Below are 22,082 nucleotides of genomic sequence, written 5' to 3' on the forward strand. Positions count from 1 at the left end.
CTGGCGGGCACGCTTAATGCAGAAAGTCCGGAGCACTTTGCAGTGTTCCGGACTTTCCTTCCAGTTGCGGGGACAGGATTTGAACCTGTGACCTCTGGGTTATGAGCCCAGCGAGCTACCGAACTGCTCCACCCCGCGTCGCAAGAACAACATTACCTGCCGGTGAACGCGGGGCCAAATCGGGGCGGCGTGATGTGCGTCCCACTCCGGTCCGCCGGCGCTGCCCGGCACCGGCCGGCGCTGCAAAAGCCGCACAGCGAAAAGGCCGGGTTCCCTGCTCTCGACGGAGCAGGGAACCCGGCCTTCAACGGCCTGCCGGCCTGGGAGCGCCTACTTGCTCGGCGACGGTGACGGCGTGGCCGACGGCGAGGCGCTGCTGCTCGGCGACGGAACCGGCGTCGTCGTGGTGATCTTGGCTTCCGCGTCGATCGCCCGCTGCAGGGCCGCGGAGAGCTTCTTCTGCTGCTCGCCGTAGGCAGCGAAGTCACCCTTGGCCAGCGCTTCCTGGCCTGCCTTGATGGCGGCGTTGGCCTCATCCAGTGCTGCCTTCAGCTCCGCTTTGCCGTCCGTCGCCGCCCCGGAGGACGGCGGCGTGGATCCCGGCGCGGGAGTTGCCGGCGTCTTGCCGTTGTTCGGGGCGTCACCGGCGGTGGCACCGGACCTTCCGCCGAACAGCTGGTTCAGGGCCTCGTCCAGGGTCGGCGCGAAGCCGATCTTGTCACCGAAGGCCACCAGGACGCGCTGCAGCGTCGGATAGGAGGTCTCACCCGTGGACTTCAGGTAGACCGGCTGGACGTACAGCAGCCCGCCGCCGACCGGCAGCGTCAGGAGGTTGCCGTTGAGCACCGCGGACGCGCCCTGGCGCAGCAGGTTCAGGGCCTGCGACACCGTGGGATCGGAGTTGAACTTGTTCTGCGCCTGGCCGGGGCCGGGCACCTGCGTTTCCGGCGGGATCTGCAGCAGCCGCAGCTGGCCGTAGCTCTCCGCCTTCACGCCCTTCTGGTTGCCGGCGTCCGAGTCCGCGGCCAGGAAACCGTACAGGACGTTCCGGGCGTTGTTGTTGACCACCTGCGGGATGAACGAGGAGGTGAGCTGGAAGGCGGGCTTCTCTTGGTCGGGCATCTGCAGCGACATGTAGAACGGCGGCTGCTTGACGTCGTCCTTCACGGTCGGGTCGTTCGGCACACTCCAGGCGTCGTTGTTGGTGTAGAAGTTCTCCGGGTTCGTCACGTGGTAGCGGCCCAGGAGCTCGCGCTGGACCTTGAACATGTCCTCCGGGTAGCGAACATGGCTCATCAGGGCGCCGGACATCTCCGAATACGGCTTCAGCGACGTCGGGAAAACGTTCTGCCAGGCCTTCAGGACCGGGTCCTGGTCATCCCAGGCGTAGAGCGTGACGGAGCCGTCGTAGGCGTCCACGGTGGCCTTGACCGAGTTGCGGATGTAGTTGACGGAGTTGCTCGGCAGCGCGGCGGTGCGGCCGGACGAGGTCAGCGAGTCGCGCGTGGCATCCGAGAGTTGCGCTTGCTGCGAGTAGGGGAAGTACGGGCTCGTGGTGTAACCGTCCACGATCCACTTGACCCGTCCGTCGACGACGGCCGGGTAGGCGTTCCCGTCCACGGTCAGGTAGGGCGCAACCTTCTGGACGCGGTCCTTGGGGTTGCGGTCATAGAGGATCTGCGACTCGGCGTTGACCCCGTCGGAAAGCATCAGGTCCGAGGACTGGAACTTGATCGCGTAGAGGATCTTGTTGAAGAAGCTGCCCACGTTCGGACCGCCGTTACCGGTGAAGGTGTACTGCGTTCCGGCATCGCCTTCCTTGGCGGCCGGGCGGTCCTGCTCGCGGTGCGGAGCGCCCTCCGGGGCTCCGACGATCGAGTAGTCCGGCGAGTTCTCGCCGAAGTAGATCCGCGGCTGGTAGCTGGCGTCGGTCCCCAGAACACCTGTGGACGGGATGCCGGACTGCAGGAATTCAGGTTTGCCGTCCGCGGTGAATTTGTTGCCCTTGGCCGCTACCACGCCGTAGCCGTGGGTGTAGACCACGTGCCGGTTGAGCCAGGACTGCTGGTTGGTGGCCAGGCCGTCCGGGTTCAGCTCGCGCACGGCGATGACGGTGTCCTGGATCTTGCCGTTCACCTCATAGCGGTCCACGTTCAGGGTGCTCGGGAACTGGTAGTACGGCCGGTATTGTTCCAGCTGCGAGAACGCGTCCGAGATCAGGTTCGGGTCCAGCAGGCGGATGTTGGCGGTGGTCTGGGCGTCCGGGGCGAGGGCGCCGGTGGTGGCGTTGGTGGTGGCCTCGTAGCGCTTTTCCTGGATCTTGTCCAGGCCGTAGGCGGCGCGGGTCATGGCGATGTTCCGCTTGATGTATTCGTTCTCAAGGGTCTGCTCCGAGGGGCGGACCTGGAACTGCTGGATCACCCAGGGGTAGACGCCGCCGGCCAGGATTGAGGTGATGACCAGCATGGCGGTGCCGATGACCGGCAGCCGCCACTTGCCGATGACGGCGGCCACGATGAACAGCACGGCCACGAGCGCCGCGGCGACGGCGAGAATGGCCTTGGTGGGGATGACCGCGTTCACATCGGTGTAGAGCGCGCCGGCCCAGCGGCCGCTGTTGTTCAGCACGGCGGAGTAGCGGTCCAGCCAGAAGTTGACGCCGAGCAGCAGCAGGAACGCCGCGCCCGTGACCGCGAGGTGGATCTGGGCGGCGCGGCTGGTGAAGATGCCGCGCTCCAGCAGCCGGATGCTGCCGTAAAGGTAGTGGGTGAGGATGCCGGCGATCCCGGCCACGACGGCGACGCTGATCAGGAAGCCGGTGACGAAGCCCAGGAACGGCAGCGTCATGAGGTAGAAGCTGATGTCCAGGTTGAACTGCGGGTCGTTGCGGCCGAAGGGCTCCTGGTTGAGGAAGAGCAGCACCTTCTGCCACTGGCTCGCGGCCGCGCTGCCGGCGAAGAGGCCGAACAGCACCGGCAGGCCGATCATGACCACGCGGCGGATCGGCTCAAGCTGGGCCTGGTAGCGGTTGAGGTTGTCCCGGACGTCCGAGTCCGGCGCGTAGACCGGACGCGAGGTGTACGCGATCCGGATCGCGAAGAACATGGCGGCGAACATGATGGCGAAGCCGGCCAGGAAGATGGCGATCCGTGCGAGGTTCTCGGTCAGGAAGACTTCGAAGAAGCCCAACTGCTGATACCAGAGGACGTCCGTCCAGACATTGGCGAAAAAGATGAAGCCGACCACGATCAAGGCGACCACAATCAACGTCGGCGTCAGTGCTCCTCGCCGTTGCGGTGGCCTTCCGGGTGGGACGGTGCTGGGACGGGACAAACTCGGTACCTCATAGCTGGTCGTCGGTGCTGCTGGTTTTTAGTTGTCTATAGCTGGTGGCTGGCTGCGGCTTACGGGCCGTTATTTAGTGCCACGAGTGGCGCCGGAGCTTAGTTCCGGGCTCAGTCTAGTTGCTGGTGCAGGTGGGAAGTCCCGATGTGTCGCTGCCCTTGGCGGCGAGCTCGACCGCGTGCCGCGCCTCGGCCAGGTTTTCCACCTTGACGACCTGCAGCCCGTTGGGGACGTGGCCCACGACGTCGTCGCAATTGGCCGCCGGGGCAAGGAACATGGTGGCGCCCCCGGACCTGGCGCCGACCATCTTCTGGCCGATCCCGCCGATGGCCCCCACGGCGCCGTCGGGCGTGATGGTTCCGGTACCGGCGACATGCTTGCCTCCGGTCAGGTCACCGGGTGTCACGGTGTCCACGATGCCGAGGGCAAACATCATGCCCGCGCTGGGGCCGCCGACCTTGTCTAGCGAGATCTTGACGTCGAAGGGGAATTTGAACTTGTACTGCAGCACAACGCCGAGCAGGTAACGGCCGGTCTGGGACTTGCTCGGGGTCACCGTCACCGGCTGCCGGCTGCCGTTGCGGTCGACGACAACAGTGGCCGGTTTGCCCGCGCCCGCCGCGAGCTGCGCCTGGACCACGCTCAGGGCGGTGATCGGTTTGCCGTCGATGGAGACCAGCACATCACCTTCCCGGATTTTGCCCTTCGACGCCGAGTCGTCCGGGATCCCGGCAACCTGCAGCTTCTGCTCGAACGGAATGCGGAGTTCCTTGAGGGCGGAGGCCACCGCGTTCTCCTGCGACGTCGTCATGGCGACGGCGCTTTCCTGCTGCGACTGCTCCTTGGTGACGCCGCTGGGGAAGATCAGTTCCTCCGGGTAGACCGCCTTGGTGGGGGTCAGCCAGGCGCTGAGGGCTTCGAACGCGGTGACCGGGCCGTTCGGGCCGCCGTCGACATACACCGTGGTGAGGTCCAGGCTGCCCTTGGCCGGGAAAGTCTCGTGGCCGGAGACGGTGATGACCGGTTTGCCGTTGTCCGTACCAATCGTGTTGAAGGTGGGACCGGGAGACTCCACCACGTACGGAACGGGCAGACTCATGGCGGCGAGGCCGAGTGCCAGCGCCAGCAGGCCGGAGACGAGCATGGCCGAGGAGCGGTTGTCCTTGCCGCCGTCGCGGGGCGCGGGTTCGCCGGGGGCGTGTCCGCCCTGGGTATACGTCAATGAAGGACCTCTCCGTGCCGGCGCCCGGACCGCTTCGGGAACGGGACCCAGGGCGCTGCGGCTGCGGCCGAAACCGGCTCGGCAGCCTGCAATTATTCCAGTCTCTAACACTACGCGCTCGGGCACCGCCGGGGCTCTTTGCCGACAGCGAACGTGGCCGGGTTTCGGGAGACAGCCGCGCGGGCGGCGGGTAGCGTGAAGGTGAGCACCAGTCACACCGACGATCGGCGGGATCATGACCTCTAACCCACTCAATCCGTCCAACGGGGACGACGAACCCAAGGATCCGCTGGCAGAAATGCTGCAGAACCTGATGGGCGGCAAGGGCATGGGGGACATCGATCCGGCGGAGCTCGCCAAGGCCGCCGGGCTGCCGGACGATCCGAACCTGCTGGCGCAGATGTTTTCGCAGGTCCAGGCCATGATGAGCGCTTCCTCTGACGGGCCCGTGAACTGGCAGTTGGCCCACGAAAACGCCCGCCGGGTGGCCGCCAGCGGATCCGACCCCTCCGTCACCGCCGCGCAGTCCCGCGAAGTGGACGAGGCCCTCCGGCTCGCGGAGCTGTGGCTGGACCAGGTCACCGAGCTTCCCGCTACCGGACTGATCGGCCGGGCCTGGTCCCGCGCCGAGTGGGTTGAGGAAACGCTGGGCACGTGGAAGCGGCTGACGGAGCCTGTTGCCAACAGCATCGCCAACGCGCTCTCCTCCGCCATGACCGAGCAGATGCCCGAGGAAATGAAGTCCATGATGGGCGGCGCCTCCTCGATGCTGCAGAACATGGGCGGCGCCATCTTCGGCATGCAGCTGGGCCAGGCAATCGGCGCCCTCTCCGCCGAGGTGGTGAGCTCCACCGACATCGGCGTTCCCCTCGCCGACCTGGAAATGGCGCTGCTGCCGGCCAACGTGGCGAAGTTCGGCGAGGGCCTCGGCCTGCCGGAAAACGACATCCGGCTCTTCCTCGCGGTGCGCGAGGCGGCCCACGCGCGGCTTTTCGTGCAGGTGCCGTGGCTGCGCGGGCACCTGCTCGGCGCGATCGAGGCCTACGCCCGCGGCATCCACATTGACACCTCCAAAATCGAAGAGCTGGCCCGCGAGCTGGACCCCAGCAATCCCGAGGGCATCCAGGAAGCCTTGTCGCAGGGTGTCTTTATGCCGCAGCGGACCCCGGCCCAGGAGCAGGCCCTGGAAAAGCTGGAGACCGCGCTGGCCCTGGTGGAGGGCTGGGTTGATGAGCTTACCGCCGCCGCCACGGAGAAGCTGCTGCCCTCGGCGGCGGCGCTGCGCGAGACCGTCCGGCGCCGCCGCGCCACCGGCGGCCCCGCGGAACACGCGTTCTCCTCCCTCGTGGGGCTTGAGCTCCGGCCCCGCCGGCTGCGCGAGGCCGCCACGTTGTGGGCCCAGCTCAAGGAAGAACGCGGGGTGGAGGGCCGGGACGCCATCTGGCAGCACCCCGACCTGCTTCCCACGCCCGAAGACCTGGATGACCCGAAGGGCTTCAGCGAGCGCCGCAAGCTGGCCGAGGCCAGCGACACCGAGGTTGACGATGCCCTGCAGAAGCTGCTGAGCGGCGGGTTCGACACCGCGGCCCCCGGGGCGGAGCAGGCCGGCGACGAGACCGGCGATGAGCCAGGAGACGCAAAGGATTCCGGCGATGGACCCGGCGGCGGAAGCGGCAGCCCCAAGGCCTAGCCGCTGCGTCAGCGAACCACTCCGGCAGCCCCGGCCCGAACCTCGGTTCGGGCCGGGGCTTTCCCGTGCCAGCCGGCGTCAGCGGGCGGTGAGCCTCAGTCGTCGACGTCGTCGACGTCGTCGTCGGTGCCGTCGGTGCCGTCCGGCGGAAGGCCGCGGGAAGTGGCAAACGAGACGCCTTCCAGGAACGCCTTGGCGCGTTCAGTGTCCGGGTACGCCGCCAGCAGCCGCCAGAATGCGGCGTTGTGGGCCGCCACCAGAAGGTGCGCCAGCTCATGCAGCAGCACATAGTCAATGACCCATTGCGGCATGGGCTGCAGCTTGTGCGAAAGCCGGATGGTCCCCTCCGACGGCGTGGCCGAACCCCAGCGCGAATTCTGGTTGGTCACCCAGCGGACGGATGCCGGGACGGCCCGCCCACTGAGGTAGCTGGCGGACAGTTCGGCCGCCCGGGCTGCCAGTTCGACGTCGCTGCCGGCCCGGCGCTTGCCGGCGGCCTTGCGGCTGCGGCTGCCCTGCAGCCGCAGCTTTTCCAGCATCCGGTTGACCCATTCGAGTTCCTGGGCGCCGCTGAAGTGCGCCGGGATGGCTACGACCGCGGTGCCGTTTTCCCAGAACGCCGCCACCGTGCGGCGCCGGCGGGCCGAGCGGCGCACCTCCACGGGTGCGCCGTCGGCGGTGGTCAGCGGGATGCCGCTGGTGGTCCGGGCGCCGGCCATTAGAGGCTGGAGCTTTCCGTCAGGACCGCCAGCACGGCTTCGCCGTATTTTTCCAGTTTGGACGCGCCGACTCCGGGCAGCTTGGCGAGCTGTTCGAGCGATTCCGGCCGCGCCTCGGCGATCGCGGTCAGGGTCGCGTCGGTGAAGACCACGAAGGCGGGGACGTCGGCTTCCAGCGCGGTTTCCTTCCGCCACTGCCGCAGCGCATCGAAGGTCTGCTCCTCGTAGCTCGGCGGGCACTGGTTGCACCGGCCCACCTTGCGTTCGGCGCCCGACGAGAGCATGCTTCCGCAGACCCGGCACGACGCCGGCACGGCAGCCTTGCGCCGCGGCGCCGCTCCCTTGCCGCGGACCGAGGAGCTCGCCACCGAGTCCGGCCGCAGCCCGTCAAGGAACCGCGAGGGCTTCCGGTTGGCGCGGCCGCCCGGGGTCCTGGCCGTGGACCAGGACAGGTTCAGGTGCTCCTTGGCGCGGGTGATGCCGACGTAGAGCAGGCGGCGCTCCTCGTCCACGGCCTCGGGAGTGTCCGCGAAGGAAATCGGCATCAGCCCTTCGCTCAACCCGACCAGGAACACAGCCTCCCACTCCAGGCCCTTCGCGGCGTGCAGGGACGCCAGGGTCACCCCCTGGACGGTGGGGGCGTGCTGCGCCAGCGAACGTTCCTGCAGTTCGTTCACGAAGTCCGCGAGGCTGAACTGCGCTCCCCTGCTGACCACCAGCTCATCCGCCAGGGCCACGAGTGCAGCCAGCGATTCCCAGCGCTCCCTCAGCGCGCCGCCGCTGTGCGGGGCCGCGTCCGTGTACCCGAGCGAGGAGACGATGTCGCGGACCAGCTGGCCCAGCGGCTCCGGCGCCGCGGTCTCGGCGACGGCGCGGGTGGCGGCCCGCAGCTGCAGGATCGCGTCGCGGACTTCCTTGCGGGCGAAGAACCGCTCGCCGCCGCGGAGCTGGTAGCCGATGCCAGCCGAGGCGAGGGCCTGTTCGTAGGCCTCCGACTGGCCGTTCGTGCGGAACAGCACCGCGATCTGGCTCGCGGGCGTCCCGGCGTCCAGCAACGTCCGGATCTTGACGGCCACCGTGGCAGCCTCGGCCTCGTCGTCGGAGCATTCGGTGAACTGGGGCACGGGGCCTGCCGGCCGCTGGGCCACGAGCTGCAGCGGCGCGGCCCAGGCCGCGTCTGCCACCGGACCGCCGCTGCGCCGGCCGGCCAGCAGATCGTTGGCCAGCTTCACCACCTGCGGGGTGGACCGGTAGTCGCGGATCAGCTTGACCACGGTGGCGTCCGGGTACTGGGCCTTGAAGCCGAGCAGGTGCTTCGGCGAGGCACCGGTAAAGGAGTAAATGGTCTGGCTGGCGTCGCCAACCACGCACAGGTCGTCCCGGCCGCCCAGCCACAGCTCGAGGAGCCGCTGCTGCAGCGGCGACACGTCCTGGTATTCGTCCACCACGAAGTGCCGGTACTGCTCCCGGACGGTGGCGGCCACCTTGGGGTCCTCCTGCAGGATCCCCACCGTGATCAGCAGGACGTCCTCGAAGTCGATCACGTTCCGGTCCGTCTTCACGTCCTCGTAGGACTGGAAGACCCGGGCGACGGCGGTCAGGTCGAAGCCGCCGGGCGTGCCGCGGCCCTGGGCCTTTTCCAGGTAGTTGGCCGGGGTGAGCATGGACACCTTGGCCCACTCGATCTCGGAGGCAAGGTCCCGGATGGAGGCCCGGTCGGTGCTGAGCCGCAGCCGGCGAGCCGCCTCCGCGATCATCTGCGCCTTGTGGTCCAGCAGGTTCGGCAGGGCGCCTCCCACGGCCATCGGCCAGAAGAACTGGAGCTGGCGCAGCGCCGCGGCGTGGAAGGTGCGGGCCTGCACGCTCCCGACCCCGAGGTCGCGGAGCCGGCTGCGCATTTCGGCTGCGGCCCGCGCGGTGAAGGTGACGGCCAGCAGCCGCTGCGGGCTGTACACGCCCGAGTGCACACCGTAGGCGATGCGGTGCGTGATGGCGCGGGTCTTGCCGGTGCCGGCTCCCGCGAGCACGCACATGGGCCCGTTCAAGGTGCTGGCCACCTCGCGTTGTTCGGCGTCGAGTCCGCCGAGGATCCGCTCCTCGAGGGAGCGGTTGTCCGGTGCGGGGGGTTCGGCGGCCGGCATGCCGGGCTCCGATTGTCCGGCCGGGAAGGCACTGGACTGGAAGATATCTGTGTTCACGTCTGCTGCTCAGTCGTTGGAGGGGATGCGGTGGTGGCGGCCAGGCGTCATCAGCGCCGGAGTGCCGCCGGGTGCTGTCACGATGACCTCATGCGTTGTCCGCGCGGTCCTGGATGACGCCCCCGTACCAGTGCTCAATCAGGGCACGCGCAATCGAGAGCCGGCTGGAGATGACGATCTCGCCGCTCAGCACGGCGTCCTGCAGCTCGCGGCGGCTGAACCAGCGCGCCCGGGTGACCTCGACGCCGTCGGGCGTGGCCTCGGTGTCCGCCGTCGTCGCGGTGAAGCCGAGCATCAGCGACGCCGGGAAGGGCCAGGACTGGGAGCCAAGGTACTGGGATGCGGTGACCCGGACGCCGACCTCTTCGCCGATTTCCCGGATGACGGCCTGTTCGAGGGATTCGCCGGGCTCGACGAAGCCGGCCAGGGTCGAGTAGTTCCTGGAGTCGAGCGGGCCGCCGCCGCCCAGCAGCAGCCGGTCGTCCGGCCCCACGACCGTGACGATGATGGCCGGGTCGGTGCGGGGGTAGTGCTCGGACTTGTCCGAGGGGCAGCGCCGGACCCAGCCGCCGGCCACCGGCACGGTGGCCGCGCCGCAACGCGGGCAATGCGTATGGGTGGCGTGCCAGTTGGCGATGGCGCTGGCTTCGATGAACAGGGCTGTGTCGGTGGGATCCAGCTGCGCGGCCACCTCGCGGAACCCGGCCCACTGCGCGCCGGCCGGAATGCCTTCGACGTGCGGTTCGAACGGCTCGGCACGGACCTCGAACTGTTCCGGAAGGATGAACAGCACGTACTGGGTCCCCGCCGCTGCGCTGGCCCCGGGCAGGGCGCTGCCGAGGTAGATCACCTGTTCCGGGGCGTAAGCGGTCCCCCTGAGCCGGTCGGCGAGGCCTGCTGCATCAAGGAAAACCAGGCCCTCGCCGCTGACCAGCGCCTGGCGCCGCGACAGGACCATAGCGCGCACGCCGCCGGCGCGGAGCAGTTCCTCCAGCATTCCGGGCTTTAACCTGGCCGCGGAGCCGCGGTCAATCAACGCGGGGCGCACCGGAAGGACGGTGTCCCGCAGCTGGTTGGCCTGCCGGCTGTCGCCCGCGGCAGGTACCACCGCGGCTCGATCAATGTGTTCCGTACTTGGCCCGGTATTCTGCCCGGTGCCGGACTCCGGTGACTCCGCAAGACTCATGTACCCACCGTACCGACCCCCGCCGACAATTGACATTTCCCCCGGTGGTTCCGGCCCCGGTCCGGGGCTGCGGCGGGAGGGCCACCGTTCGCGTGATTTCGGGCCGATCTTTCAGACTCGCCGTGCTGCATCGCCGTCTTGGGCGCCGCTCAATCTACCGTGGAAGCGTGAGAAGAAAACCAATCGAACTGGCAGCTGTAGCAACCGCGGCAGTCCCCGGCCTGACCCCGACCGCCGTGAGTTCCGCGCCGGACGATCCGGCAGACTTCGATTCCGCCCTTCTCCTTGACTCCGAAGGCAAACGCTGGCGGGTGCGTTCGCCCCGGCACGCCGAGGCAAGCGCGCGCCTCGAAACCGAATTCCTGGTGCTCCGGGCGTTCACCCCCGGCATCCGTGCCGAGCTCCCCTTCCTGATGCCCACCGTTGCCGGCACCGTCCGGCAGGGTGCGCTGAGCACCTTCGTCTACTCGCACCTCTCCGGCGCCACGCAGTCGGTGGAGGAACTCAGCGCCGGCACCCCCGCGCTGGCCCGCGAACTGGGCGCCGCCCTCGCCGCCATCCACGATCTTCCGCATTCCCTGGTCAGCAACGCCGACCTGCCGAGTTACACGCCGAACGAGTTCCGCCAGCGGCGGCTCAACGAACTGGACCAGGCCGCGACCACGGGCAAAATCCCGCCGCTGCTGCTGCGCCGCTGGGAACACGCACTGGAGGACGTATCGCTGTGGCGCTTCAACCCAAGCGTGGTGCACGGCGACCTCCACGAGGACAACATCCTGGTCGACGGCGACCGGGTCACCGCCGTGACCGGCTGGACCGACCTGCGCATCGGGGACCCGGCGGACGACATGGCCTGGCTGGTGGCCTCCAACGACCAGGACTTTGTGGACGCTGTCCTGGCGCACTACTCCACCAGCCGCCGGGACGCCCCCGACGCCCACCTGCTGCGCCGCGCCGCGCTGTCCGCGGAATTCGCCCTGGCGCAGTACCTGGTCAAGGGGCTCGCGGCGGACGACGCGGAGATGATCGGCGAGGCGGAATCGATGCTGGCGGTGCTGGCAGACGATGTTGCGGAGCATGGCGGCCAGCCGATCAGCGTGGAGCCGCTGCCGCAGCCGTCCGTGACAGTGCTGCCGATCGGACCGGCCGCCCCCGGCTCCGCACAGGGGCAGGATCCGCAGCCCGCCGCCGGGATGTCGGCGGCTGTCCATGTCACGCCGATCCCCCGCGACGAGGATCCCCGCGCCGACCAGGACGACGCCGGCAGCGGCCCCGCGCAGGTCGACGCCGCGCGGGACGATGCCGGCAGCGAGCCTGCGGCGAAGGACCCCGCAGACGGCGGCGCCGGCGCCGACGACGATGCGGACCCGAGCGCAACTCCGGGCGGCAGCGCTGACCACGGCGCAGCCCCGGACCACAATGCAGACGACGTCGCAGCCCCGCCGAAGCCGTCCGCGGCGGAGGACACCTCCACGACGACACTGACAGTGGTTCCGGCAGAGCGGTCCTAGGGTCGGCTGACCGGCCTTCCTCCCAGGGCCGCGGCGACAATCTCCTCCAGCCGTTCCGCCGAACCCAGGTCGTGCGGGCGCACCACCTGGTCGTCGGCCACGTAGTAGAACGCTGCCCGGACGTCCTCCAGCGGGACTCCCTTGAGCCGCGACCACGCCAGCCGGTAGACGGCGAGCTGCACGGCCTTGGTCTTGAGCTGGCCGGCGGAGGGACGGCGTCCGGTTTTCCAGTCCACGAGGTCCCAGCCGCCGTCGGCGTCGCGGAAGACCGCATCGATGCGGCCGCGGACCACCACGTCGCCGATCCGTGTCTCCACCGGAACCTCGACGTGCGCCGGCGCCCGGTTTGCCCACTCGGACTGGCGGAACGTCTCCACCATGGTGTCCAGGCCGTAGGCCTCGCCGATGTGGTCGTCCGAGCCGGCTGCCTCGCCGAGGTCCAGCATCCCGGAGGTGCCGAAGTACTCTTCGACCCAGGCATGGAAGGCCGTGCCCTTGCGGGCGGACATCCCCGGTTCGCGCGGAACGGGCCGCCGCAGCCGGGCCACCACTGAGGTCGGGTCCTCGTCCAGGTCCACCAGGGTGGACGCGGAAATGTGGCCCGGCAGGTGGACCTCCTGGAGGGCGGACCGCCGGGAGCGCCGGTCCAGCAGGGTGGCAGCTTCCTCCGCCCAGCCGGCCGCCGGCCCGCGCAGCCGGCGCGGCCCGGCAGACGCCGACGCAGCGGGGACCGAAGCTGCGGGTGCCGCGCCACCACCGCCCGTTGCCGGGAGCGGGCGGCCGTCGGGCCGTTCCAGCTGCTCAAGGACGCGCGCCGCAGCGGCCTCCATGACGGCCCGGCGGCCGGGCACAAGCCGCAAGCGGGCCCCGGTGCGCGGATGCACGGGCCCCTCCAGGGGATCGTAGGGCCACAGCGCCAGCTCCAGCTCGGAGATCAGCGGGCTTTCCTCCGGCAGGGCGTCCTCGGCGACGGAGAGCGGATGGATCTCGGCTGCCCCGGCCCCACTCAGCACTTCGAGTTCGGCCAGGAACGGCGACATTTCGGCCAGGCCCGCCCGGGAGCCCACCCAGGCCGCGCTGGAAACCCAGAGCACGTGCTTGGCGCGGGTGTAGGCCACATAGGCCAGCCGCCGCTCCTCGGCCTCACCGTGGACCTGGACCGCGGACTTGAAGTCCTTCTCCGCGTCCAGCCAGCCTTTCTGGTCCGGCTGGTCCAGGTCCCACTGCGGCAGGTCGGCGCGGTCCCCGCGCAGCGGCCACGGCAGCGCAGCGGACCCGCTGCTCCAGCGCGAATCCCGGCTGGACGGGAAGGCCCCCGCGTTCAGGCCGGGGACGAACACCACGTCCCATTCCAGCCCCTTGGAGGCGTGGACGGTCAGCAGCTGGACCGCTTCGCGGTTGACTTCCGGCGCGGCGGCGTCGAGGCCGTTCTCCTCGGCAGCGGCCGCTTCTAGCCAGGCCAGGAACGCGAGCACGTCGACCCGCTGCGAGGTGTGCAGGAACCCGGCGGCGGCGTCCTGGAACGCATCCAGGTTGCGGCGGGCCTGGTGGATGCTGATGCCCGGCCGGGCCGCAACTTCGATGTCCAGGAGCATGGCACGCTCCACCTCGCCCAGCAGCGTGCTGAGATCGTCCCCCATGAAGCTGCGCAGTTGCCTCAGCTCGGCGGAGAGCCGCTGCAGCCGCTCCAGCCCCTCCGGGCTCAGCCGGCGGCCGTGGGCGGACGTCCAGTCGGGACGAGGCAGCCAATCCAGGGCCTCGACCAGGCTCGCCGCGTCGGTAAGGTCCCCTTCGATGACCGTCTCGGCGGTGTCCGTGCCGGCGTCGCCGTCACCGATGGCGTCAGTATCGCCGGGGCGGCCGCGGCGCCGCGCCAGGAAGCTCGACCAGTCGCGGAAGGCCATCAGGTCCGCGGGGCCAATCCGCCAGCGCGCGCCGGCCAGCAGCCGCATCAGCGAGTCCGAGCGGCCCGGATCCGCCAGCACCCGCAGCGTCGCCACGAGGTCGACGATTTCGGGGGTGTCCAGCAGCCCGCCGAGGCCCACGATTTCGTAGGGAATGCCGCGCAGCTCGAATTCGCGGCGGATGCACTCCATCTGAGCGCGGCGGCGGCACAGGACGGCCATCGCCGGCGGCTCGGGGTCCTCCGCCGCGCCGGCGTCGAAGTCGGTCCGCCGGAACTTCAGCACGTCGGCGGCGATGGCCGCCGCCTCGTCCTCGTCGGTGCTGAAGCGGCCCAGCACCACGCGGCCCTGGACCGCGGCGGGGCTGGGCTGCAGCGGGGGGACCTCCACGGTGTCGGCGGTGTCCCGGGCGCCGGCGGCGCCGGCATGGGCCGCCGCCTTGCTGAGCGGGGCCGAAATCACGTTGGCGGCTTCGAGAATGTTCCGGCCGTTGCGCCAGGCAGTCGTCAGGTACGACGTCGGCGCCACGGCAAACTTTGGTGGGGTGCCGACGGCGCCCCCGGTCTCACCGGAATCGCCGGAATCGCCGGAATCCCCGGCGTCCACCCGGACCGGGAATTCGCGGACGAAGTGGAAGAGCTGGCCCGCGGAGGCGCCGCGGAAGCCGTAGATGGACTGGTTGGGATCCCCCACTGCGGTAACAGCATGCCCGTCTCCGAACAGCCGGGAGAAGAGGACCAGCTGGGCGTGGGAGGTGTCCTGGAATTCATCCAGCAGCACCACCTTGTAACGCTGGCGTTCGGTCTGCGCGGCCACCGGGATCTCGTTGGCCACCCGGGCCGCGAGGGCCACAAGGTCACCGAAGTCCAGGGCGCCCCGGGCGCGTTTGGCCTCCGCGTAGCGGCCCACCATGTCCGCGACGCTGGCGCGGGTCCGGAGCAGGGCGCTGAGGTCTCCCGCGGCCTGGCTCGGGTTCTTCTTGGCTGTGGCGACATACGGGAGGGCTTCGAATTCGGCCACCCGGTCCAGCAGCCAGCCGCGGACCTGTGCGGGGTCCTGCAGGTGCTCCGCGCATTCCCCGGCCAGCTGGATGACAGCCTTGACGAGCGTGGACTTGGCGGAGCGGAAGTGCTGGTAGTCGCCGTCGAAGGCTTCCACCACCTCGCTGGCGAGCTGGAAGGACTGGGCACCGCCGAGGAGCACCACGTCCCGTTCGACGCCGAGCCGGAGTCCGTAGTCGGAAACAATGCCGCTCGCGTAGGAGTGGTAGGTGGAGACCTTGGGCTCCAGCGCGTCGGTGCTCAGCAGCCCGGCCGGGAACACCTTGTGTTCCGGATCGGCCGCGGCGATCCGCGCCAAGGCGGAGAGCTTGGCCCGGATCCGGGTGGCGAGCTCGCCGGCGGCCTTGCGCGTGAACGTCACGCCAAGGACTTCCTCCGGCCTGACCCAGCCGTTCGCGACGAGCCATACCACCCGGTCCGCCATGGTGGCGGTCTTGCCTGAGCCGGCCCCGGCAATGACAAGCCGGGGCGCCAGCGGGGAGGAAATAATCGCTGACTGTTCGGCCGTGGGGCTGTTCTTCTCCCCCAGCATCGCGGACAGCTCTTCCGGGCTGAACCGCGGCGCGGGCAGGTTCCCAATCCGAGCGGGCGGCGCCGAGGCAGCCTCCGCCGGCGTCGTTGCCTCAATGCTCATTCGGTAACCTGCTTTCCACGGGCGCACAGCGGGCAGACCTCGGGAAGCCTGCAGCCGTGGCCGCCGTGCCCGCCCTTGGCGGGGTCGTGGCGGGCTTCGAAGGTACTTCCGGACATGACCCGGGCGGCATCGCCGACCATCTCCAGCGCCCAGTTCGCGTCCGGGTCCAGCGGCGGCTGGCTCTGCACCCCGGGGCTCTTGGTGCCGGTGCCGAGCTGGGCCAGCACCGCCCCGCCGGGCCGCGGGGCCGGGCCGTCGTCCGGTCCCCCAAAGCCGCCGGCGAGCACCGCTGCCTGGTAGGCGCCCAGCTGCGGATGGCGCTCCAGTTCGGCCTTGCCGGGCTGGCGTTTGCCGGTCTTGAGGTCCACGATGACCAGGCGGCCCTCGGCGTCGATCTCCAGCCGGTCCACCTGGCCGCGGAGCACGGCGGGCCGCGCCGGCCAGGACTCTTCGCCGCCGGGGGCGGCCCCGGAAGCCACGTCGGGAAGCTTCACCTCGAAGTCCTGCTCGACGCCGAGCAGGCTCCTCCCCTCGCTCCGCATGACCAGCACGTACTGGGCAAGCTTGCGGACCATCGTTTCGGCCCGCTGGAAGTCGAGCTTTCCTTCCCAGTTGTCCTTCATCCCCAGCGCCGGCCAGCGCTTCACCAGTTCGGCCAGGTACTCCCCGCCCGAGGCGTCCGGGAGATCCTGGGCGATGGCATGGACCAGGGTGCCGAGGCTGCGGGCGAAATCCGTCGCGGCCTCTCCGCCGGCGGCCTGCACGAACCAGTCGAGCGGCGACTTCTGCACAGTCTCGACCTTGGACGGCGAGACGAAGACGGTGCCGCCGGGCGGCACCACGGGGTCCGTGGAGGACAGCGGGGCCAAGCCCCACCAGCTCTCCGGGTGGGCGCCGGGAACGGCAGGCTGCGCGGCCGCGAGGGCACCGAGCACGGCGGCGGCCTCGGCTGCCTCGGCGGGGCCGCCGTCGAGCTGGGCGTACTGGCGCAGTTCGGCCACGAGCGCGCGCAGGGTCAGCGGCCGCTCCACCGGGGTGAAGCCGCGCCGGTCCTGGTCCGGGTGCAGGGGCGAGACGTAATCCAGGAACGACGAGGGCTGCTCGTCCTCTGAGGAAACGGCCGAGCAGATCAGCACTTCGCGGGCACGCGAAACGGCGGTGGAGAAGCTGCGCAGCTCGTCATAGCGGATCTCGCGGAGCCGGCTCAGCGGATCGAGCTGCAGGGCGTACTCGACGCCGTGTTCGACGGCGTCGGCGAAGAGGGTGCTGCCGAGCAGTTCCCCGCGGAGCCGGGTGTTGGGCCACACCCCTTCCTGGAGCCCGGGCACGATCACGACCGGCCATTCGCGTCCCGCGGCGCTGGCCGGGGTCATCAGTTCCACCGCATCCTCGAGCTGCGCCCGGGCTGCCAGCGTGTCCATCGGCAACTCCTGGCTGAGCAGGTATTCGAGGAATTGTTCCGGGCCGGAACCCGGGAGCTGGTCCACGTACCGCTCGGCAGTGTGGAACAAGGCCATCATGGCGTCCAGGTCCCGGTCCGCACGCGCTCCTGCCGCACCGCCGGCCAGCGCGGCCTCGGTCCAGCGGCCGGCCAGTCCGGTGGCGTGCCACAGCGCCCACAGCACGGTTTCAGCGTTGCCGCCCGGCGCTTCGGCGGCTTCCCGGCCGGCCCGGATCATCCGGGCGACGCGGCGGGCTGAGTGCCCTTCGATGCCGAGCGTCGCCAGGGCACCCGGCTCCAGGAGCGCCTCCACGAGCAGCGCGTCGCTGGTGCGGCCGCCGCCGCCCGCCAGTTCCTCGCGCCGCAGCGACTGGCGGAGCCGGCGGAGCTCGATCGACGTGGCTCCGCCGATCCTTGAGGTGAGCAGCGCGACGGCAGCTTCAGCGGTGAGCGCGGCAGGGTCGAGGGCGACGGCGTAGGCGTCCAGCAGCGGCCGCACGGCCACCTCGTCCCGGACCGCGGATTCGGCCACCGGAATCCGGACCGGAATGCCCTGGCCGGCCAGGTGGCGTTGCAGCTGGCTGAGCTGGCCGCCGTTGCGCACGATCACGGCGATGTCACCCAGTTCCCGGCCGTCCTTCAGCTGGGCCTCCAAGATCCGTTGCGCCACGTAACGCAGCTCGTGCACAGGGGACGGCAGCAGGTGCGCCTCAACGACGCCGTCGCCCGGCCCGGACGGGTGCGGGCCGGGCTGTTCAAGCCTGCGCGCCGACGTCCCGCCGGAGCGCAGCGAGATCCGCTCCGCGACGGCCTGCCAGGCCTGCGCGACGGCCGGCGTGTGCCGGTGCGCCGTCCACAGCGGCCGTTCCAGCACAGTGCCGCCGGCCGGGGCGAGCAGCCGGGGCAGCTCGGCCACCAGGTCCGGCCGCGCCCCGCGGAATCCCTGCACCACAGTGTCCGGCGAGGAGGTGACGAGGGCGTCCTTGCCGGCGGCGATGTCCGCCAGCAGCTCGAAGACGGCCGGGTTGGCCTCCTGGATGTCATCCACCAGGATCAGCTGGAGCCGGTCCCGCTCCGCGGCGAGGAACTCCGGGGCGTCCTGGAAAATCTGGCGCGCCGCGGTGATGATGCCGGCCGGGTCGAAGGATTCGGGCATCCGCAGGTCCAGGACGTCGCGGTACTCGGCGTACAGGGCGGCCGCAGCGGTCCAGTCCGGCCGGCCGCAGCGCCGGGCCAGGGCCGCCAGGTCCTCCGCGGTGCGCCCGGATTCGATGATCCGGTCAAAAAGCTGGCGGACTTCCTGCCGGAAGCCGCGGGTCTGCAGGGCGGCGCCCAGGTCCTCCGGCCAGGGCAGCTCCAGTCCGGGCTGAGCATGGCCTTCCAGCAGTTCCTTGATGATCAGGTCCTGTTCGGGCCCGGAAAGGAGTTTCGGCGCGCGCGGCAGCGGCAAGATGCCTTCCGCCTTGGCGCGCCGGATCAGATCGAAGGCATAGGACGCCCAGGTGCGGGCCGGCGTCGTACTCAGGCTGCGGTCCAGGCGCGCGGTGAAGCGGTCGCGCAGCGCATCGGCGGCCAGCCGGCCGGGAGCCAGAATCAGCATCCGCTCCGGATCCAGGCCGTCGCGCTGCGCCCGGCGGACGGCCGCCTCCACCAGGACCGTGGATTTGCCGGTGCCCGGCGCACCGGGGACCAGCACCGGTCCGGAGCCGTGGGCGACGTCGACGGCGTCCCGCTGGTCCGGGGACAGCACCGGGACGGCGCTGTGCCGGGTCCGGGGCGGTAGCAGGCGCAGGCCGGTCTTGCTCGGCACGGTCTTGCTGGGGGCGGTATGGTTCGGGGCGGTCCGGCTGGGGCTACTCACATAGACATTTCATCATCGGGGACCGACAATTTATGAAGCTCCCGCTCGAGGCGCTCCGCGATGGCGTCGATCCGCTCGAAGTCAGGCTCGGACGGCGCCCAGCGTGCCGCCATCAGGTCCACCCGCCACCTGCCCTCGCCGGTGCCCTGGTACTCGAGGTAGCTGCCCAGCAGAGGCGTCCCTTCGGAGAGATACCGGGCGAGGGCTTCGCCTTCGTGGCCGGGCGGGGCGTCCCCGTTCGCCTTCAGGATCCGCCACCAGGGAACGGAACTGCCGTGATGGCTCATCACCGAACCGACCTGGCGGGGCCCGCCGGCGCCGAGGAGTTCGGCCACGTCACCGTAGGCCACGGCGGCGCCGGCCGGGACCATCGCCGCGAGCTCCAGCACCGCCTCCACATACTCCGTCCGCATGGTCCAAGGTTACCGTTCCCCGGCGGCGGCCGGGCGTCGCGGGGCACGGCACGGCAGTGCGAAAAACTGTCGGCGGCAGCAGGTAGCGTTGCTGTATGAGCACCTGGCACACCCTCCCCCGCGCAGCCTTCGACCTTGAAACCACCGGCCGGAACTCCCGCGCCGCGAGGATCGTGACGGCTTCCGTGACCGTGGTGGACGCCGACGGCTCCGTCATCAAGGAACACGAATGGCTGGCCGATCCCGGAGTCGAGATCCCCACCGAGGCCAGCGACGTCCACGGCGTCACCACCGAGCAGGCCCGCCGTGACGGCCGGCCTGCCGCAGAGGTGACCAGGGAGCTGGCGGCCGTCCTGCAGGACCTATTCGACGCCGGTGTCCCGGTGATTGCCTTCAACGCCAGCTACGACTTCACCGTGCTCGCCGCGGAGTCCGCCCGCTACGGCGTGCCCCAGCTGGTCCGCTTCCCCGTGCTGGACCCCTACATCATGAACAAGCAGGTGGACCGGTACCGCAAGGGCAAACGCACCCTGACCGCGCTGTGCGAGGAGTACGGCGTCAGCCTGGACAATGCGCACACCTCCGCGGCCGATGCGCTGGCCACGTTGCGGATGCTCGACGCCATGGCCGGGAAGTTCCCCAAGCTCCGGATGCCCGCCAGCCATCTGCACCAGTTACAGGTCGAATGGGCCTCCGCCCAGGCCGCGGATTTCCAGAGCTACCTGCGCAAAACCAAGCCCGCTGCCGTGATCGAGGGCGACTGGCCGGTACTGCCGCCGGAAGACGCCAGCCGGGGCGACTTCTAGGCGGACCGCGGAGCGGCGACGGCGCGCCCCCCGGCAAGATGCCGGCGAGCTGCTGGGACAGAGATCACAGCAACGGTCCCCCCGACGGCGGCCGCCGGCACGCTTCCGCGATTTGGCCCCGGGACAGCTGCCAACCGCCTCTCGCGCCCCGTGACCACATGAGCGGAATTATCTGCACCTTTCCGCGCTTTATGACGAACTAAATGCGCAACTGGATGCCCTTTGGCGCCGCTGACATAATTTAGTTCAGAACAGGGCGTGTGTTATGTCGTGCCCGGACCCCAACCGCCAAGGGATAAATGATCACAGTTACCGACCTTCGCAAGGTCTACCGGCAGGGCAAAAAGGAGGTGGTGGCGCTCGACGGCGTCACACTGTCCGTGCCGAAAGGCTCGATCCACGGGATCATCGGTCACTCCGGCGCCGGCAAGTCGACGCTGGTGCGCTGCCTGACCCTGCTGGACCGCCCGACGTCCGGCTCCGTCAGCATCGACGGCACCGAGCTCAGTTCCGTGCGAGACTCGGAGATCCGCGCCGCCCGGCGCCGCATCGGCATGGTGTTCCAGCACGCGAACCTGATGGACTCCCGGACCGCGGCGGGCAACGTCGCGCACCCGCTGGAACTCGTCAAGACCCCCAAGGACAAAATCCGGACCCGGGTGGCCGAGCTCCTGAAGCTCGTGGGCCTGGAAGGCTTCGAGAATGCGTACCCGTCCCAGCTCTCCGGCGGCCAGCGCCAGCGTGTCGGGATCGCCCGGGCCCTCGCCTCGGACCCCGAGGTGCTGCTCTGCGATGAGCCGACGTCGGCCCTGGACCCTGCCACCACCGAGGAAATCCTGGACCTGATCCAGGACCTGACCCGGCGGCTGCAGCTGACCGTGCTGATCATCACCCACGAAATGAACGTGGTGAAGCGCGTCTGCGACTCGGTGTCCCTGCTGTCCCGGGGCCGCATCATCGAACACGGCGCCCTGCAGGACGTGGCCGGCGAACTGGACAGCAAGCTGGCCCGCGCGCTGCTGCCGCTGCCGCCGTCGGAACCCCTGCACGGCGCCCTGCAGCGCGGCCCGGTCCTGGAGATCCTCTTCTCCGGCGAGAGCGCCAAGGAACCCGTGCTCACCGGCGTCGCCCGGCACTTCGACATGGACCTCAACGTCCTCGCGGGCAGCGTCGAGACCCTCGGCGGCCAGCAATTCGGGCACCTGCGGGTCCAGCTCGCTGAAAACGCCGACTTCGACGCCGTCCTGCACTACCTGCACGAGCGGGGCATCAGCGCCAAGCGCGTGGCCGCCGAGGCTGCTCCGGCCGAAGAAGGAGCCAACTAATGAACGACATTTTCAGCAACCCCGTGTTGGCCAGGGCCCTCCCCGAAGCCATCGTCGAGACCCTGCAGATGGTCGGCATCTCGGCTTTCTTCACCGTGCTGATCGGCCTGCCGCTGGGCGTTTTCCTGCACGTCACGGCTCCCGGCGGACTGCGCCCGATGCCGGTCATCAACCGGATCCTCAGCGACGTGATCGTCAACATCACCCGGTCCATCCCGTTCGCCATCCTGATGGTGGCGCTCATTCCGCTGGCCCGCGCCCTGACCGGCACGAGCCTGGGCCCGATCGCCGCTTCCGTCTCGCTGTCCATCGGCACGATCCCCTTCTTCGCGCGGCTGGTGGAGTCCAGCCTGCGCGACGTGCACCACGGCAAGATCGACGCAGCCCAGGTGATGGGCTCGACCAACATGCAGATCATCAGCAAGGTGATGCTGCGCGAATCCCTGCCAGCCCTCGTCGCGGCCGCCACCACCACCGTGGTGACCCTCGTGGGCTACTCCGCGATGGCCGGCCTCGTCGGCGGCGGCGGCCTCGGAAAGCTGGCCTACAACTACGGCTTCCAGCGCTTCGACGTCACGGTCATGATCGTCACCATCGTCCTGATCGTCTTCCTCGTCCAGGTCATCCAGCTTGTGGGCGAGCGGATTTCCCGCAGCCTCGACCACCGCTGAGCGACGGACCACCCACCCCAGCCTTGCAGCGGGTAGCCGCCCCTGCATCTGCGCGGACCACGGCGCCGCCGTCGTTTCCGCCTCTTTCGAAAGGA

General features: G+C 69.8%; 13 protein-coding genes and 1 tRNA gene. 5 read left to right on the forward strand and 9 right to left on the reverse strand.

The features are described from left to right. Positions 1-64: 64 nt before the first annotated feature. From ABIN76_RS09970 to ABIN76_RS09980, 3 genes are all read right to left on the reverse strand, one after another. A tRNA-Met gene (locus ABIN76_RS09970) sits at positions 65-138 on the reverse strand. Positions 139-330: 192 nt separating this feature from the next. After that, positions 331-3,333 (reverse strand): UPF0182 family protein, encoded by a 3,003-nt coding sequence (locus ABIN76_RS09975; protein WP_346959558.1) that lies wholly within the window; start codon positions 3,331-3,333, stop codon positions 331-333. Positions 3,334-3,460: 127 nt separating this feature from the next. Beyond that, on the reverse strand, positions 3,461-4,489 hold the full coding sequence (locus tag ABIN76_RS09980) for a S16 family serine protease (protein ID WP_346959627.1): 1,029 nt from the start codon (positions 4,487-4,489) through the stop codon (positions 3,461-3,463). 313 nt (positions 4,490-4,802) lie between these two features. On the opposite strand from ABIN76_RS09980, the gene ABIN76_RS09985 reads away from it, so the two are divergent. Further along, a complete protein-coding gene (locus ABIN76_RS09985) occupies positions 4,803-6,257 on the forward strand; it encodes a zinc-dependent metalloprotease (protein ID WP_346959559.1) in 1,455 nt (484 codons plus the stop codon). A 95-nt stretch (positions 6,258-6,352) separates the two neighbouring features. Here the strand turns inward: ABIN76_RS09985 and ABIN76_RS09990 are convergent, their stop codons facing one another. The 3 genes from ABIN76_RS09990 to nudC all read right to left on the reverse strand — a co-directional run bounded on the left by ABIN76_RS09990 (position 6,353) and on the right by nudC (position 10,360). Next, a complete protein-coding gene (locus ABIN76_RS09990) occupies positions 6,353-6,976 on the reverse strand; it encodes a M48 family metallopeptidase (protein ID WP_346959560.1) in 624 nt (207 codons plus the stop codon). Continuing rightward, complete coding sequence (locus tag ABIN76_RS09995) at positions 6,976-9,117, reverse strand: ATP-dependent DNA helicase UvrD2 (protein ID WP_346959628.1); 2,142 nt, start codon at positions 9,115-9,117, stop codon at positions 6,976-6,978. Before ABIN76_RS09995 ends, ABIN76_RS09990 begins: the two co-directional genes overlap by 1 nt. A 145-nt stretch (positions 9,118-9,262) precedes the next feature. Further along, positions 9,263-10,360 carry an NAD(+) diphosphatase gene (nudC, locus tag ABIN76_RS10000; RefSeq protein WP_346959561.1) on the reverse strand — a complete coding sequence of 366 codons (1,098 nt, stop codon included), beginning with the start codon at positions 10,358-10,360 and terminating at the stop codon, positions 9,263-9,265. A 167-nt stretch (positions 10,361-10,527) separates the two neighbouring features. On the opposite strand from nudC, the gene ABIN76_RS10005 reads away from it, so the two are divergent. Beyond that, complete coding sequence (locus ABIN76_RS10005) at positions 10,528-11,871, forward strand: phosphotransferase (RefSeq protein WP_346959562.1); 1,344 nt, start codon at positions 10,528-10,530, stop codon at positions 11,869-11,871. Here the strand turns inward: ABIN76_RS10005 and ABIN76_RS10010 are convergent. The 3 genes from ABIN76_RS10010 to ABIN76_RS10020 all read right to left on the reverse strand — a co-directional run bounded on the left by ABIN76_RS10010 (position 11,868) and on the right by ABIN76_RS10020 (position 19,185). Next, positions 11,868-15,368 carry an ATP-dependent DNA helicase gene (locus tag ABIN76_RS10010; RefSeq protein ID WP_346959629.1) on the reverse strand — a complete coding sequence of 1,167 codons (3,501 nt, stop codon included), beginning with the start codon at positions 15,366-15,368 and terminating at the stop codon, positions 11,868-11,870. The genes ABIN76_RS10005 and ABIN76_RS10010 overlap by 4 nt on opposite strands. Positions 15,369-15,466: 98 nt before the next feature. Beyond that, positions 15,467-18,703 carry an ATP-dependent DNA helicase gene (locus ABIN76_RS10015; RefSeq protein ID WP_346959630.1) on the reverse strand — a complete coding sequence of 1,079 codons (3,237 nt, stop codon included), beginning with the start codon at positions 18,701-18,703 and terminating at the stop codon, positions 15,467-15,469. Positions 18,704-18,768: 65 nt separating this feature from the next. Further along, complete coding sequence (locus tag ABIN76_RS10020; protein WP_346959563.1) at positions 18,769-19,185, reverse strand: MGMT family protein; 417 nt, start codon at positions 19,183-19,185, stop codon at positions 18,769-18,771. Positions 19,186-19,280: 95 nt separating this feature from the next. On the opposite strand from ABIN76_RS10020, the gene ABIN76_RS10025 reads away from it, so the two are divergent. The 3 genes from ABIN76_RS10025 (at position 19,281) to ABIN76_RS10035 (ending at position 21,987) form a co-directional block, all read left to right on the forward strand. After that, the gene (locus ABIN76_RS10025; protein WP_346959564.1) at positions 19,281-19,991 is read left to right on the forward strand and encodes a 3'-5' exonuclease; all 711 of its coding nucleotides are present in this window, start codon (positions 19,281-19,283) and stop codon (positions 19,989-19,991) included. Between the two features lie 299 nt (positions 19,992-20,290). Continuing rightward, a complete protein-coding gene (locus tag ABIN76_RS10030; RefSeq protein WP_346959565.1) occupies positions 20,291-21,316 on the forward strand; it encodes an ATP-binding cassette domain-containing protein in 1,026 nt (341 codons plus the stop codon). Beyond that, positions 21,316-21,987: a methionine ABC transporter permease gene (locus tag ABIN76_RS10035; RefSeq protein ID WP_346959566.1), complete on the forward strand. Its 672-nt coding sequence runs from the start codon at positions 21,316-21,318 to the stop codon at positions 21,985-21,987. Before ABIN76_RS10030 ends, ABIN76_RS10035 begins: the two co-directional genes overlap by 1 nt. The last annotated feature ends 95 nt before the right edge of the window (positions 21,988-22,082 follow it).

This window comes from uncultured Arthrobacter sp. (genome assembly GCF_964021775.1).
In the GTDB taxonomy this organism is placed as follows: domain Bacteria; phylum Actinomycetota; class Actinomycetes; order Actinomycetales; family Micrococcaceae; genus Arthrobacter.

Excerpts from the sequence above, each read along its gene's own strand:
- ABIN76_RS09980 (WP_346959627.1), bottom strand. The coding sequence starts at position 4,489 with ATGCTCGTCTCCGGCCTGCTGGCGCTGGCACTCGGCCTCGCCGCCATG.
- ABIN76_RS09985 (WP_346959559.1), top strand. The coding sequence starts at position 4,803 with ATGACCTCTAACCCACTCAATCCGTCCAACGGGGACGACGAACCCAAG.
- ABIN76_RS09990 (WP_346959560.1), bottom strand. The coding sequence starts at position 6,976 with ATGGCCGGCGCCCGGACCACCAGCGGCATCCCGCTGACCACCGCCGAC.
- ABIN76_RS09995 (WP_346959628.1), bottom strand. The coding sequence starts at position 9,117 with ATGCCGGCCGCCGAACCCCCCGCACCGGACAACCGCTCCCTCGAGGAG.
- nudC (WP_346959561.1), bottom strand. The coding sequence starts at position 10,360 with ATGAGTCTTGCGGAGTCACCGGAGTCCGGCACCGGGCAGAATACCGGG.
- ABIN76_RS10010 (WP_346959629.1), bottom strand. The coding sequence starts at position 15,368 with ATGCTGGGGGAGAAGAACAGCCCCACGGCCGAACAGTCAGCGATTATT.
- ABIN76_RS10020 (WP_346959563.1), bottom strand. The coding sequence starts at position 19,185 with ATGCGGACGGAGTATGTGGAGGCGGTGCTGGAGCTCGCGGCGATGGTC.
- ABIN76_RS10025 (WP_346959564.1), top strand. The coding sequence starts at position 19,281 with ATGAGCACCTGGCACACCCTCCCCCGCGCAGCCTTCGACCTTGAAACC.
- ABIN76_RS10030 (WP_346959565.1), top strand. The coding sequence starts at position 20,291 with ATGATCACAGTTACCGACCTTCGCAAGGTCTACCGGCAGGGCAAAAAG.
- ABIN76_RS10035 (WP_346959566.1), top strand. The coding sequence starts at position 21,316 with ATGAACGACATTTTCAGCAACCCCGTGTTGGCCAGGGCCCTCCCCGAA.